We start from the raw sequence: 13,589 nt of genomic DNA, 5'->3' as shown, positions 1-13,589 counted from the left end.
GAGGCCGCTAAGCCACAGAGCTCAGTGGCCCCGCATGCGCGACGTGCGGGGCTTTTCGCATTCGAGGGAACGCGTAAAGCCCCAGTACGACGAGCACGTAGGGATCGCAAACCTAGGAGGCCCCATCAGCACTGAGCCCCGCATCAACGAGCGTATCCGAGTTCCCGAGGTTCGCCTCGTGGGCCCGAACGGCGAGCAGGTGGGCATCGTCTCGATTCACGATGCTCTCAAGCTCGCCCAGGAGGCCGACCTCGACCTCGTCGAGGTCGCGGCCACGGCTCGACCGCCCGTGTGCAAGCTCATGGACTACGGCAAGTTCAAGTACGAGTCCGCGATGAAGGCGCGCGAGGCGCGCAAGAATCAGGCGCACACGATCATCAAGGAGATCAAGCTCCGGCCGAAGATCGACCCGCACGACTACGAGACCAAGAAGGGTCACGTGGTGCGGTTCCTGAAGGCCGGAGACAAGGTCAAAGTCACGATCATGTTCCGCGGACGCGAGCAGTCCCGGCCGGAGCTCGGCTTCCGGCTGCTGCAGCGGCTGGCGGAGGACGTCCAGGAGCTCGGCTTCGTGGAGTCCCACGCCAAGCAGGACGGCCGTAACATGATCATGGTGATCGGTCCGCACAAGAAGAAAGCCGAGGCCAAGGCCGAAAAGGCCGCAGCCAAGGCGCAGCGTGGCGACGAGGAGCCTTCCGCACAGGAAGCGTGACCCGCAGTTGGGGTTAGCCTTGACAGCAACCCCAGCAGCCACCGGCAGACGTAGGACGCCGCGACCGGGTCGGCCACCACCGGCCCGGCCACCGGCACGACCGAAACGAGGAGAGACGGCGACATGCCGAAGATGAAGACGCACAGCGGTGCGAAGAAGCGGTTCCGGCTCACCGGCACCGGCAAGCTCAAGCGTCGCCGTGCCAACCGCGCGCACTACAACGAGTGGAAGTCGTCCACGCTGACGCGCCGTCTCAAGAACGAGGTCGTCCTTTCCGACGCCGACTCCAAGAAGATCAAGAAGCTGCTCGGCAAGTAGCGCGAACCCCCGGGGAGAAGAAACATGGCACGCGTGAAGCGGGCGCTCAACGCCAAGAAGAAGCGCAAGGTCGTTCTGGAACGGGCCGCCGGTTACCGCGGTCAGCGGTCGCGGCTCTACCGCAAGGCCAAGGAGCAGATGCTCCACTCGATGACGTACGCCTACCGGGACCGCAAGGACCGCAAGGGTGCTTTCCGTCGTCTGTGGATTCAGCGCATCAACGCCGCCGCCAGGCAGAACGGCATGACGTACAACCGTCTCATCCAGGGTCTGCGCCTGGCCAACATCGAGGTCGACCGTAAGATCCTGGCCGACCTCGCGGTCAACGACAGCCAGACTTTCGCCACGCTCGTCGAGGCCGCCAAGAAGGCGCTGCCGGCGAACGTGAACGCTCCGGCCGCGAGCTGAAGCACATTGCCTTAACCGAAGGGCCCACCGATGCCGGTGGGCCCTTCGCTGTCTGTACGACTGGGGGAGACGGGGAGTTGATCTGATGGCCGGGTCCGAGCTGACCAACGTGAGATCGCCGCGGGTCAAGGCGGCCCGGCGGCTCACGAAGCGCGCCTTCCGCGAGCAGGACCGCCGGTTCCTGGCCGAGGGGCCGCAGGCGGTGCGCGAGGCGCTCAAGCTCGACGGCGTGACACTGGAGCTGTTCAGCACGGCAGAGGCCGAACTGCGCCACCCCGAGCTCATCACCGAAGCCACGCTCAAGGGCGTGCCCGTCCACCGCGCCAGCGGCGAGGTCATGTCGGAGCTGTCGCAGACCGTGACCCCGCAGGGGCTGCTGGCCGTCTGCCGGCTCCTCCACGTGCCGCTGGAGGAGGGCCTGAAGGGGGAGCCGCGGCTGGTCGCGATGCTCGCGCACGTGCGCGACCCCGGCAACGCCGGCACGGTGCTGCGGGCGGCCGACGCCGCCGGCGCCAACACGGTGGTCTTCACCGACGCCTCCGTCGACCCGTACAACGGCAAGTGCGTGCGCGCGAGCGCGGGAAGTCTTTTCCATCTGCCCGTCGTCATCGGTGCACCGGTCGGGGTCGCCGTGCGTCAACTCAGGGAGCGGGGGCTGCGCGTGCTGGCTGCCGACGGCGCGGGCAAGCACACGCTCGACGATGTCGATCTTTCGGGACCGACAGCGTGGATCTTCGGAAACGAGGCCTGGGGGCTTCCGGAGGAGATACTCGCCGAGGCGGACGATGTGGTGCGCGTGCCCATCTACGGACAGGCCGAAAGCCTGAACCTGGCCACCGCCGCGGCGGTATGCCTTTACTCCTCGGCCCGGGCGCAGCGGGTGCCCTAGGCGGCCGGAAACCCGCTATTGTCGGCGTTGTAGGCGGAGGAGGCGGGGTCGTGCACGGCGCAGACGGCGAGGGGCGGCTGGTGGCCGCCTCGTGCACGATAGCCATCGACGACCTTCCCGACGGCCTCATCGTGGCCGACCGTTACGGCTGTGTGCTGGCCGTCAACCGCGCCGCCGTCCGCCTCACCGGCGTCACGATGGAGCGCGCGGTCGGCAGGCACATGAGCGACGTCTTCCCGTTCCGCGACCACGACGGCCGCGACTGGTGGAAGGCGCTCGACCCCGAGGGCGGGCTGCGTACCCGCATCCGGGTGCCGGAGCGGCCGCTGCACCTGCCGGGCGGCCAGGAGCTCTACGTCGCGGCCCGGCTCATGCGCGAGCCCGAGCGCGGCGGCGAGGTCGAGCGCGTCACGATCACCCTGCGCGACGGCGGCGCCCGCGCCCGGCTGGAGCGCAGCCGCGCCGACCTGGTCTCCACCGTGGCCCACGAGCTGCGATCGCCGCTCACCAGCGTCAAGGGGTTCACCGCGACGCTGCTGGCCAAGTGGTCACGCTTCACCGAAGAGCAGAAGCTGGTCATGCTCGAGACCGTCAACAACGACGCCGACCGCGTCACCCGGCTGATCACCGAGCTGCTCGACGTCTCCCGCATCGAGTCCGGCCGGCTGGAGGTGCGCCGCCAGGTCGTCGACCTGCCCGCGCGGGCGCGCCGGCTCATCGCCGGCCGGGTGGCGGCCGGCGAGCCGGAGGAGCGCTTCCGCCTCGTCGTCGGCGAGGACCTGCCCGAGACGTGGCTCGACCAGGACAAGATCGACCAGATCCTGGGTAACCTGGTGGAGAACGCGGTGCGCCACGGGCGCGGCACCGTGACCATGGAGATCGAGTCCGTCGGATGGGGAGTGGCCGTGTCGGTGCGCGACGAGGGCGAGGGCATCGAGCCCGAGCTGGCTCCGCGTGTCTTCCGGCAGTTCTGGCGGGGCGGCAACAGCCGTCGCCGTGGCGGCACCGGGCTCGGCCTGTTCATCGTCAAGGGCCTGGTCGAGGCGCACGGCGGCACGATCATCGTGCAGCGCGCGCCCGAGGGCGGGGCGGAGTTCCGATTTACCGTGCCCACCGGCACACCCGACTTCGCCACCCCGTAGTGAGCGAGTCGGCCCCGGTGGGCGGGCCCCACTAGACTCTTTTCCGCTCAAGCCCTGGATACGGAGCTCACTCTTGTCTGACTACGACCCCGTCGAGGTGACACCGTTGCATGCCGACGAGGTGTCGCGCATGGAGGCCGACGCCATCGCTGCGATCAAGGCGGCCGGCGACCTCGACGCACTCAAGCAGGCCAGGCTGGCGCACGCGGGTGACCGCTCGCCCATCGCCCTGGCCAACCGCGAGATCGGCGCGCTGCCGCCGGCCGCCCGCGCCGAGGCCGGCAAGCGCGTCGGCACCGCGCGCAAGGCGATCAACGAGGCGCTGGCCGCCCGCCAGTCCGAGCTGGAGGCCGAGCGCGACGCACGGGTGCTCGTCGAGGAGACCGTCGACGTCACCCTGCCGTGGGACCGCCGCCCGCGTGGCGCCCGCCACCCGCTGACCACGTTGCAGGAGCGCATCGCCGACGCGTTCGTCGCCATGGGATACGAGGTGGCCGAGGGGCCCGACCTCGAAGGCGAGTGGTTCAACTTCGACGCGCTCAACATCGCCAAGGACCACCCCGCCCGCAGCGAGCACGACACGTTCTTCGTCGGGTCCACCGAGTCCGGCATGGTGCTGCGCACGCAGACCTCGCCGGTGCAGGTCCGGGCGCTGCTGCAGCGCGAGCTGCCGGTCTACGTGATCTCGCCGGGCAAGACCTTCCGCACCGACGAGCTCGACGCCACCCACACCCCGGTCTTCCACCAGACCGAGGGGCTGGCCGTCGACGAGGGCCTGACGATGGCCCACCTCAAGGGCACGCTCGACCGGTTCGCGGAGGTGATGTTCGGCAAGGGCATCACGACCCGGTTCCGGCCCAACTACTTCCCGTTCACCGAGCCGTCCGCCGAGATGGACCTGAAGTGCTTCGTCTGCCGCGGCGCCTCGGCCGTCCCCGGCAACCCGCCCTGCCGCACGTGCAAGTCGGAGGGCTGGATCGAGTGGGGCGGCTGCGGCATGGTCAACCCGCGCGTGCTGATCGCGTGCGGCATCGACCCGTCGCGCTACTCCGGGTTCGCGTTCGGCATGGGCATCGAGCGGACGCTCATGTTCCGCCACAACGCCGAGGACATGCGTGACATGGTCGAGGGCGACGTGCGCTTCACCCTCCCGTTCGGAATGGAGATCTGATGAAGGTCCCGCTTTCCTGGCTGCGGGAGTACGCCGATCTCCCGGCGGTCACCGCCCACGAGGTGGCCGACAAGCTCACCGCGGCCGGGCTCAAGCTCGAGTCGATCACCTCGTACGGCCACGACGTCAAGAACGTCGTCGTCGGCGAGGTCCTCGAGATCGAGGAGCTGACCGGCTTCAAGAAGCCGATCCGGCACTGCAAGGTCGAGACGGGCGAGGCCGAGCCGCGGATGATCGTCTGCGGCGCCACGAACTTCGCCGTCGGCGACCGCGTGCCCGTCGTGCTGCCCGGCGGCGTGCTGCCCGGCGGCTTCGCGGTCGGGGCGCGCAAGACGTACGGGCGCATGTCCGAGGGCATGATCTGCTCCGAGCGCGAGCTCGGACTGGGCGACGACCACAACGGCATCATGGTGCTGCCCGCCGGCACGCCCATCGGCACCGACGTGGTCGAGCTGCTGCAGCTGCGCGAGGACGTGATCGAGCTGGAGATCACGCCCGACATCGGCTACGCCCTGTCGATCAGGGGCGTGGCGCGCGAGGCGGCGACGGCGTTCGGGGTGGCCTTCCGCGACCCCGCCGACGTCGAGCTGCCCGCCGCGACCGAGCCGGCCTGGCCGGCCTCCATCGGCGACTCGACGGCGTGCGACCGGTTCGTGCTGCGCGAGGTGACCGGTTTCGACCCGGCCGCCCAGACGCCGCTGTGGATGCGCGTACGTCTCATGCGGGCCGGCATGCGTCCCGTGTCGCCGGCCGTCGACGTCACCAACTACCTGATGCTGGAGCTCGGGCAGCCGCTGCACGCGTTCGACCGGGAGAGGCTCACCGGCGAGATCGTCGTACGGCGGGCCGCGGCCGGTGAGCGGCTGGAGACGCTCGACCACGTGGTGCGCGAGCTCGACCCCGACGACATCCTCATCACCGACCAGTCGGGGCCGATCTCGCTGGCCGGAACGATGGGCGGTCTGGAGACCGAGATCTCCGGCTCCTCGACCGACATCGTCATCGAGGCGGCCCACTTCTCCGCGACCGGCATCTCGCGCGAGTCGCGCCGGCACGGGCTGGTCTCCGAGGCCTCCAAGCGGTTCGAGCGGGGCGTCGACCGCGAGCTGCCGCTCGTCGCCTCCTACAAGGCCGTGCGGATGCTGGCCGAGCTGGGCGGCGCGACCGTGCACCCGGGTGTCACCCACGCCGAGGCCGAGGTGTCGCCCGCGCGCATCGCGATCCCGGCGGGCTACCCGGGAGTCGTGGCGGGCGTGCCGTACTCGAAGGACACCGTGGTGGCGCGGCTGGAGCAGATCGGGTGCGTCGTCACCGACGGCGCCGACCCGGCCGTGCGGCAGGGCGGCGTCGACCCGACCGGCGTGGTGACCGGCGGCGCGCTGGCCGCCAAGCTGGCCGTCACCGGCGACGACATGATCACGGTCACGCCGCCGTCGTGGCGGCCCGACCTCACCGACCCCAACGACCTGGCCGAAGAGGTCATCCGGCTGGAAGGCTACGAGAGCCTGCCGTCGGTGCTGCCCTCCGCCCCCGCGGGCGCCGGGCTCACCGAGGGGCAGCGGCTGCGCCGCCGGGTCGGCCGGGCGCTGGCCGAGGGCGGCTACGTCGAGGTGCTGAGCTACCCGTTCATCAGCCCCGCCGACTTCGACCGCCTGCTGCTGCCCGCCGAGGACGCGCGGCGCGTCGCCATGCGGCTGGCCAACCCGCTGTCTGAAGACGAGCCGCTGATGCGCACGACGCTGCTGCCGGGGTTGCTCAGGACCCTGGTGCGCAACGTCGGGCGTGGCTTCTCCGACGTGGCGCTGTTCGAGATGGGGCCGGTCTACCGGCCGCGTGAGGGCGCGCCCGAGGTGGCGCCGGTGCTCGGCGTCGAGCGCCGGCCGACCGCCGAGGAGCTGGCCTCGATCGAGGCGGCGCTGCCCGACCAGCCGCTGCGGGTCGCGGCGGTGCTGGCCGGGGAGTTCGAACGGTCCGGCTGGTGGGGCGCGGGCCGCGCGGCCTCGTGGGCCGACGCGGTGCAGGCCGCGCGCCTGGTCGCGGGGGAGTCCCGGGTGGAGCTGTCCGTCAGCGCCGACCAGCACGAGCCCTGGCACCCCGGCCGGTGCGCCGCCCTCTACGTGGGCGACACGCTGGTGGGGCACGCCGGCGAGCTGCATCCGCGGGTCATCGAGGCGTACGGGCTGCCCCCGCGTACGGTGGCGATGGAACTGGAGCTGTCGCGGCTGGAGGCCGTCATGCCCGGCCCGGTCGAGACGCCCGCGGTGTCGGCCTACCCGGTGGCCACGCAGGACGTCGCGCTGGTCGTGCCCGACTTCACGCCGGTGGCCGACGTGGAGGCCGCGCTGCGCGACGGGGCCGGTGAGCTGCTGGAGTCGATCCGGCTGTTCGACGTGTACACCGGGGAGCAGGTGGGCGAGGGGAACAAGTCGCTCGCCTACACCATGCGGTTCCGGGCGGGTGACCGTACGCTGACGGTCGAGGAGACGACGGCGGCGCGCGACGCGGCGGTGGCGCTGGCAGCCGACCGGGTGGGAGCGCAGCTGCGGAGCGGCTGACCCGAGGAGTGAGGGCCGGTGCGGCGGAACGCCTCGCCGGCCCTGTCGGGTTCGGGGGACGTACAGCTTGTCGAGATCGATGTCGAACGAGACCGTGAGCCGGTGATGAAGGAGGACTTCGTGGCCGGTCGATGTCGTGAACGAAGACGTCGGCTTGTCGTGGATTTCTTCGATCCGCCAGTGATGAGGGATGCCGGCCATCGCGTAGAGAACGGGCTTGCGTCCTCTGTCGCGTACCGCGGAATCGGGGGAGACCACTTCGACAGCCGGCGCAACATCCTTGGCCTCGAAAAAGCTGGCCCCGCGACCGATGACCGCATGGGGGAACACCCAGTCAGGGAGCAGGCGTGATCTTGGTGATCGCCGCTCCGGCAGCCATGGTCATGTCGCAGCGCTGCCAATCTCTTGCCCTCACGCCACGTGAACAGGCATGCACGCATGCGGATCGGTGGCGAAGTTGAGACGGACAGGCTCGACTCGGGAGAATCGGCCGCATGAGGCAGCTGTTGGTGTTCGGTGAACGGGATGATGCCGAAAAGGTCGCTGAGACGCTGGGGGAGTGGTTTCCCGAGCTCGGTGAGCCGCGGGTGGTCCGCGAGACGCTGGCCGGGGAGGACGACGCGGAGGACGCCCAATGGCTGGTCGTCGTCGAAGGGCTGGACGAGAGCCGGCTGACCAAGGTGGACGAGCTGGTGGAGCGGTACGAAGGCTGGCGGGAGTCCGGCTGACGCAAGTGCGGGGCCGGCTCTGATCCGGGTGAGGGGGATCGTCGCCTGCTTTCGTGAGAAGTCTGTTTCCTGAGAGTCCTTGGTCCCTGAGAGTCCTTGGTCACTGAGAGAAGACCGCCTGCTGCCGGGCGCGTAGACCACACGCATGGTGGGGCGAGGGGCTCCGCACTCCACCCCAGAAACCCATCGGTGTGGTGATCGCCTGGTTGGTGTGGAGGGGGCCTGCTGCTGCGTATGCATGGGACCTCTTCGTTTGAGGCGACTTGTTGAGTGTGAAGAGTTTCGCCGGGTTCTGTGAAGAGTGCCTTGTGTGCGGGCGGCGGGTTCGTCGGTGGCGAACAGCGTTCATCGGGCGCGAACAACGGCCTGGACGGGCGGTGGCCGGTGGAAGGGTGGAGGCATGCGAGTCGCCGTGCTGTCCGACATCCATGGGGTGCTGCCCGCCCTCGAAGCCGTGCTGGCCGAGCCCGAGGTGGCCGCCGCCGACCGCATCCTGCTCACTGGCGACATGGCGGCCGGGCCGATGCCGGTCGAGACGCTCGACGCGCTGGTCGAGCTGGGGGAGCGGGCCGTTTGGGTCAACGGCAACGCCGACCGCGAGCTGGTGGAGGCGGTCCGCGGGAAGCCCAGCGCGTACGCGATCTCACAGTGGGCGGCGCAGCGGTTGCGTCCCGACCAGGTCGAGTTGCTGGCCGCGTTGCCCGATCGGCGGGTGCTGGAGCTGGGCCGGCTCGGCACGGTGCTGTTCGTGCACGCCACGCCGCGTAGCGACGAGGAGATGATCCTCGTCGACAGCTCCCTCGAGCGGTGGGCCGAGGTGCTGGCGGGGGAGGTTGCCGACACCGTGGTGCTGGGCAACACCCACATGCCCTTCGCCCGGCTGGCCGATCGGGTGCTGGTGGTCAACCCGGGTTCCGTCGGGATGCCGTACGGGAGAGGCGGCGCGCACTGGGCGCTGCTCGACGGGGAGACCGGCGCGGTCACCCTGCGCTCGACGCCGCTCGATGCCACGCGGGTGGGGGAGCGGCTGCTCGCCGGGAGTGGGTTCGATGGGATCAGGGAGTGGGTGGAGTCCTACGTGACCACCGTTCACTCGGATGTTGCGGCGCTGCGGGCGTTCGCGCAGGCGGAGGGGCGGGCCGGGTAGGCGGTCCGGCCCGGGTGACGGCCGGTCCGTTGGTGCTGCGGGCGGTTGTTCCGGTCGTGGATGCGCAGGTGGTGCAAGGGCGGGTTCGCTCGGAGGCGGATGCGCAGGTGGTGTGGGGCGGGTCGGCTCGGGGGTGGTCAGGCGGGGGATTCCTGGGTGGAAGTCTGGAGGGTGGCTTCGCGGCGGGCCTTTTCGGTGAGGGCGTGTTCGTCGGTTCTGGCGTCGTACCGGCGGAATCTGGGGAGGGCGGCGGCCAGGGCGAGGACGGCGCCTACGCACAGCAGGCCGCCGGCGCCGAGGGAGAAGCGGGTGCCGCCGAGGTTCGCCATCAGGCCGGCCCGGGCGTTGCCGAGCATCGGGCCGCTGGCGTAGGAGAGCAACTCGATGCCGGCCAGGCGGCCGCGGAACTCCTGGGGGATCGTCTGGTTCCACATGGTCATGCGGAAGATGCCGCTGATCATGTCGGCGGCTCCGGCGAGCGCGATGCAGACGAAGATCAGCCAGACGTTCGGGGCCAGGGCGGTCAGCGCCACCGCGACGCCCCAGAGGGTGGCGGCGACGATGACGCCCAGGCCGTGGCGCTGCACGCGGGCCGTCCACCGGCCGGTGACCGAGGCGACCAGGGCGCCCACGGCGGCGGCCGAGTAGAACAGGCCCAGCGCCCCGGGTGCCCGCAGCTCGTCGGCCAGGAACGGGTAGAGCGCCGTCGCCATCGCGAACACCATCGCCGCGATGTCCACCAGGTACGTGCCCATCAGGTCGTGGCGGCTCACCGCGTACCGTACGCCCTCGACCAGCGACTTCAGTGACGCCGGGGCGGCGTCCTCGGACGGCGGGAGCGAACTGACCCGCCACAGCAGGAGCAACGACAGCAGGAACGTCAGCGAGTCGAGCCCGTACGCCAGTGCGGGGCCGTACTGGGCGAGCAGGAGACCGGCGAGCGCCGGGGCGACGATGGCGCCGAAGTTCCAGCGCAGGCTCGACAGCACGGCCGCCGCGCTCTGCTGGTCGTGCCTGACCACCTGCTGGATGACCGCTTCGAGGCTGGGCCGTTGCAGGCAGGCGATGCCCGTGGAGACGGCGCCCATCACGTACAGGACCCAGACCTGAGGGTCGGGCAGCATCGCGTTGACCATGAGCGCCGAAGAGGTGATCAGCAGGCCCAGCTCGCTCAGCACGATGATCTTGCGGCGGTCGAGCGCGTCGGCGATGGCCCCGCCCCACAGGCCGCACACCACCATCGGCACGAACTCCGCCAGGCTCACCAGGCCGACCGCCAGGTAGGAGTCGGTGAGCTCCTTCATCTGGTACGGCACCGCCACCATGGCGATCATCGTGCCGAACATCGTGATGACGCCTGAACTGAAGAGCAGCCGGTAGTCGCGTGAATCGCGCAGCGGGCTCAGGTCGATGGAAAGGTGACGAACAAGGCGTCTCACTCGATGGCGCACGAGGCCACATTGTCCGATGGGGGTGGGGGAAGAGCAAATGGATTTCATCGGGGTGAATACGGAGACGGCCCCCGGAACATGTTCCGGGGGCCGGGGGCCGGGGGCCATTGCGCTGGGTCAAGGGCGCTGAGGGAGGGGCCGGCTCCCTCAGCGGGATCGGGTGGCCGCCGCGGGAGCGGCTTCCGGTGCCGGGCCGGGCCCGTTGCGGGGTGGCCGTCCGGCAGGGGGACAACAGGGTCAGGAGGGGACCTTGTCGAGAAAGCCGAGGACCTTGCGGATCCTGCCGTCCTCGGCCAGTTCGACCACGTCGAAGCCGATCGCCACCGGGTCGCCGCCCTCGGGGCCGAGGTGCCAGGTGAAGCGGGCGGTGTGGTGGTGGGCGTCGTACTGGTCGCCGGGGGTGAAGACGAGGCCGGGGAACATGCCCTGCGCGGCCTCGATCACGGCGGCGATCCCGTCGTGCCCGGCCACGTCGGCCAGCGGGTCGGTGTAGGTGGCGTCCTCGGTCCACAGCTCGGCCACGGCCTTGGCGCGGGTGGCGGGGTCGGTCTCGTTCCAGGCGGCGACGTAGCGTTCGATGAGGTTCATGGGCTCTTTCCTGATGCGTGCGTTGACGGGGCTCAGTTGGCGCGGGCCTTGCGCAGGCCGGTGATCTGCAGCTCGGCGAAGCCGGCGACCACCAGGGCCTGGGCGATGGCCCAGATCGCGCCGACCGTGGTGAAGCCGAGGGCGCCGGTGACGACGGCTGCGACGCCGGCGAGCGTCCAGGCGATGTTCACGGCGATCACGGCTGTGGTGGCGGCCGGGCTGATCGTAGGGCGGGCGGCCAGGAGGCCGACCGCGGCGCCGTACACGAGGAGGAAGACGCCGATGCCGCGCAGCAGGCCGGCGTCGGGGCCGAGCAGAGTGCTCACGGGGCCGGCGAAGGCGAGGTAGACCAGCCCGTTGCCGCCGGTGACGACAGCGTCGGCGGTCAGCGCGAGGCGCAGGAACTTCGTCCGGTCGGTGGTGACGGTGAGGGCGGTCATGTCGGCTCCTTCGGTGGCTTCCGTTGCGACACCTGAAAGATGTCAGCCGGGGATAGGAGCCGCGATTACCCGCCAGGTAAGCGTGCGCGTCCGCGGCGTGTTCACCTGCGGTAACGCCGTCGTGTGGCGGTCGTCACAGCGGGCGGCCGGAGGCGGCCGGGGGCTGGGGAAGCGGCGGCGCGGCGGGTGCTCCAGGGGGGTGAGCACCCGCCGCGCCGCAGGGGAGGATCAGTTGCCCAGGATCTCCCTGCGCAGGTGGGTCTTGAGGATCTTGCCGCCGGGGTTGCGGGGAAGTTCGGCGTCGCGGAACCAGACGTGTACCGGGATCTTGAACTTGGCCAGACGGTCGGAGAGGAAGGCCTGGAGGTCTTCGAGCGTGACGGACTGGCCGGGGGACAGGCGGATGACCGCGCCCACCTCCTCGCCCAGCTCTTCGTGCGGGATGCCGATCACCGCGACGTCGTCCACCGCCGGGTGCTCGAACAGGGCGGCCTCGACCTCGGCGCAGTAGACGTTCTCGCCGCCGCGGATGACCATGTCCTTGGCCCGGTCGACGATGTAGACGAAGCCGTCCTCGTCGATCTTGGCCATGTCGCCGGTGTGCACCCAGCCGTTGATGAAGGTCTGGGCCGTGGCCTCCGGCTTGTTCCAGTAGCCGAGGATGACGTTCGGGCCGCGTACGCAGAGCTCGCCGACCTCGCCCGGCGGCAGTTCGTCGCCCGTGGGGTCCACCACGCGGGCGTCCACGACGGGGGACGGCCTGCCGATGCTGTCGGGCTTGGCCTGGTAGTCGGCGCCGCCGTTGCCGATGGCCAGGGCGGTCGTCTCGGTCATGCCGTAGCCGTTGGAGGGGGCGCGGTTGGGGAGGTTCTCGGTGATGCGCTCCAGCAGCTTGGGCGGGGCGGGGGCGCCGCCGTAGCCGAGGGCGCTCAGGGACGACAGGTCGTGCTTGCCGAAGTCGGGGTGCGACATGAGCTGCCAGGCGTTGGTCGGCACGCCGATCATCGCGGTGACCCGCTCCCGCTCGATCAGGCGCAGGGCCTGCCCGGGGTCCCACTTGTACATGAGCACCAGGCCGCCGCCGCTGAACATCGTGGTGATCATGGCGGAGAAGCAGCCGGTGGCGTGGAACAGCGGGACGGTCAGCAGCGTGACCCTGCGGACCGCGGACACCGTCGCGAAGTCCTTGCCGGCCAGGGCGGTCGCGCGCGCGGCGCCGTACGCGGCCGTCATGGGGGCCTGGCCGATGTTGCGGTGGCTGCCGAGCGCGCCCTTGGGGCGGCCGGTCGTGCCCGAGGTGTAGAGGATCGTGGCCGGGTCGTCCGGGGCCAGGGTCACGTCCGGGAGCTGCACGTCGGCGGCGGGCTCGCCGACGACGTCGGCGAAGGAGCGCGCGCCCTCCGGGAGGTCGCCGCGGGTGACGATCAGCGGCACGCCGGTCGAGGCCAGGCGGACGGCGCGCTCGCCGTCCGCGATGAGCACCTTGGCGCCGGAGTCGCTCACGCCGTAGGCCAGCTCCGCCTCCGTCCACCAGGCGTTGAGCGGTACGGCGATGGCGCCCGCGGCCAGCGCGGCGGAGAACGCGATCACCCATTCGGGGTAGTTGCGCATGGCGATGGCGACGCGGTCGCCCTTCGTCACGCCGTACTCCTCGACCAGGCGGCCCGCGAGGGTGGCGGCGCGACGGAAGTGGTCTTCGAACGTGATGTGCTCGTCCTCGTACACGAGGAAGACCTTGTCGCCGTGGAACCGGCTCATCTCCAGCAGCGCGCGGAAGTGCGCCGGTGCGTGCTTCCATGTTCGTACGCCGGCGTCGCCGATCTCCTCGATCTCGAACAGCTGGCCGGGTCCGGTGAGTTGGGCTTGGACCTGGGCGTGCGTAAGAGACATGCGCAGAACTCCCGCAGTGGACGAATATTCCGGAAATCACAGTACCGACCGGTCAGTACGTCGCGCTAGAGCAGCCGAAACGCCTACAGGTGGCTGTTTGGGATCTTGGGACCCGGGGGATGGTGAATTGATGCCGTAACGCGGCCGTAA

Annotated in this window: 14 protein-coding genes; 10 read left to right on the top strand and 4 right to left on the bottom strand. The window is 70.4% G+C overall.

Features of this window, described 5'->3' with window-relative positions; genetic code table 11:
- Positions 1–34 precede the first annotated feature (34 nt).
- The 10 genes from infC (at position 35) to ACIBP6_RS23955 (ending at position 9,070) form a co-directional block, all read left to right on the top strand.
- Positions 35–712 (top strand): translation initiation factor IF-3, encoded by a 678-nt coding sequence (gene infC, locus ACIBP6_RS24000; protein WP_246075056.1) that lies wholly within the window; start codon positions 35–37, stop codon positions 710–712.
- A gap of 123 nt (positions 713–835) precedes the next feature.
- The gene (gene rpmI, locus ACIBP6_RS23995) at positions 836–1,030 is read left to right on the top strand and encodes a 50S ribosomal protein L35 (RefSeq protein ID WP_397055495.1); all 195 of its coding nucleotides are present in this window, start codon (positions 836–838) and stop codon (positions 1,028–1,030) included.
- A 24-nt stretch (positions 1,031–1,054) separates the two neighbouring features.
- Positions 1,055–1,438 (top strand): 50S ribosomal protein L20, encoded by a 384-nt coding sequence (gene rplT, locus ACIBP6_RS23990; RefSeq protein WP_111184321.1) that lies wholly within the window; start codon positions 1,055–1,057, stop codon positions 1,436–1,438.
- 85 nt (positions 1,439–1,523) lie between these two features.
- Entirely contained in the window at positions 1,524–2,327 is an 804-nt protein-coding gene (locus ACIBP6_RS23985) for a TrmH family RNA methyltransferase (protein ID WP_397055493.1), read from the top strand.
- A gap of 50 nt (positions 2,328–2,377) precedes the next feature.
- Positions 2,378–3,469 carry a sensor histidine kinase gene (locus tag ACIBP6_RS23980; protein ID WP_397055491.1) on the top strand — a complete coding sequence of 364 codons (1,092 nt, stop codon included), beginning with the start codon at positions 2,378–2,380 and terminating at the stop codon, positions 3,467–3,469.
- 130 nt (positions 3,470–3,599) lie between these two features.
- Positions 3,600–4,640: a phenylalanine--tRNA ligase subunit alpha gene (pheS, locus tag ACIBP6_RS23975; protein WP_397057067.1), complete on the top strand. Its 1,041-nt coding sequence runs from the start codon at positions 3,600–3,602 to the stop codon at positions 4,638–4,640.
- Positions 4,640–7,195, top strand: coding sequence for a phenylalanine--tRNA ligase subunit beta (locus ACIBP6_RS23970; protein ID WP_397055489.1), 2,556 nt, complete (start codon positions 4,640–4,642; stop codon positions 7,193–7,195). Before pheS ends, ACIBP6_RS23970 begins: the two co-directional genes overlap by 1 nt.
- 18 nt (positions 7,196–7,213) lie before the next feature.
- Complete coding sequence (locus tag ACIBP6_RS23965) at positions 7,214–7,546, top strand: hypothetical protein (RefSeq protein ID WP_397055487.1); 333 nt, start codon at positions 7,214–7,216, stop codon at positions 7,544–7,546.
- 143 nt (positions 7,547–7,689) lie between these two features.
- Positions 7,690–7,923 (top strand): hypothetical protein, encoded by a 234-nt coding sequence (locus ACIBP6_RS23960; protein ID WP_187368203.1) that lies wholly within the window; start codon positions 7,690–7,692, stop codon positions 7,921–7,923.
- Positions 7,924–8,323: 400 nt separating this feature from the next.
- Positions 8,324–9,070: a metallophosphoesterase family protein gene (locus tag ACIBP6_RS23955; protein WP_397055485.1), complete on the top strand. Its 747-nt coding sequence runs from the start codon at positions 8,324–8,326 to the stop codon at positions 9,068–9,070.
- Between the two features lie 137 nt (positions 9,071–9,207).
- On the opposite strand, the gene ACIBP6_RS23950 is transcribed toward ACIBP6_RS23955, so the two are convergent.
- From ACIBP6_RS23950 to ACIBP6_RS23935, 4 genes are all read right to left on the bottom strand, one after another.
- Entirely contained in the window at positions 9,208–10,509 is a 1,302-nt protein-coding gene (locus ACIBP6_RS23950) for an MFS transporter (protein WP_397055484.1), read from the bottom strand.
- 249 nt (positions 10,510–10,758) lie between these two features.
- Complete coding sequence (locus ACIBP6_RS23945) at positions 10,759–11,109, bottom strand: nuclear transport factor 2 family protein (protein ID WP_397055482.1); 351 nt, start codon at positions 11,107–11,109, stop codon at positions 10,759–10,761.
- A gap of 32 nt (positions 11,110–11,141) precedes the next feature.
- Complete coding sequence (locus ACIBP6_RS23940) at positions 11,142–11,549, bottom strand: hypothetical protein (protein WP_397055480.1); 408 nt, start codon at positions 11,547–11,549, stop codon at positions 11,142–11,144.
- Between the two features lie 228 nt (positions 11,550–11,777).
- On the bottom strand, positions 11,778–13,439 hold the full coding sequence (locus ACIBP6_RS23935; protein ID WP_397055478.1) for a class I adenylate-forming enzyme family protein: 1,662 nt from the start codon (positions 13,437–13,439) through the stop codon (positions 11,778–11,780).
- Positions 13,440–13,589: the final 150 nt, after the last annotated feature.

The sequence above is a fragment of the Nonomuraea terrae genome, assembly GCF_044465245.1.
Classification (GTDB): Bacteria; Actinomycetota; Actinomycetes; order Streptosporangiales; family Streptosporangiaceae; genus Nonomuraea; species Nonomuraea terrae.
This window is presented reverse-complemented; position numbering and strand designations above follow the sequence as displayed.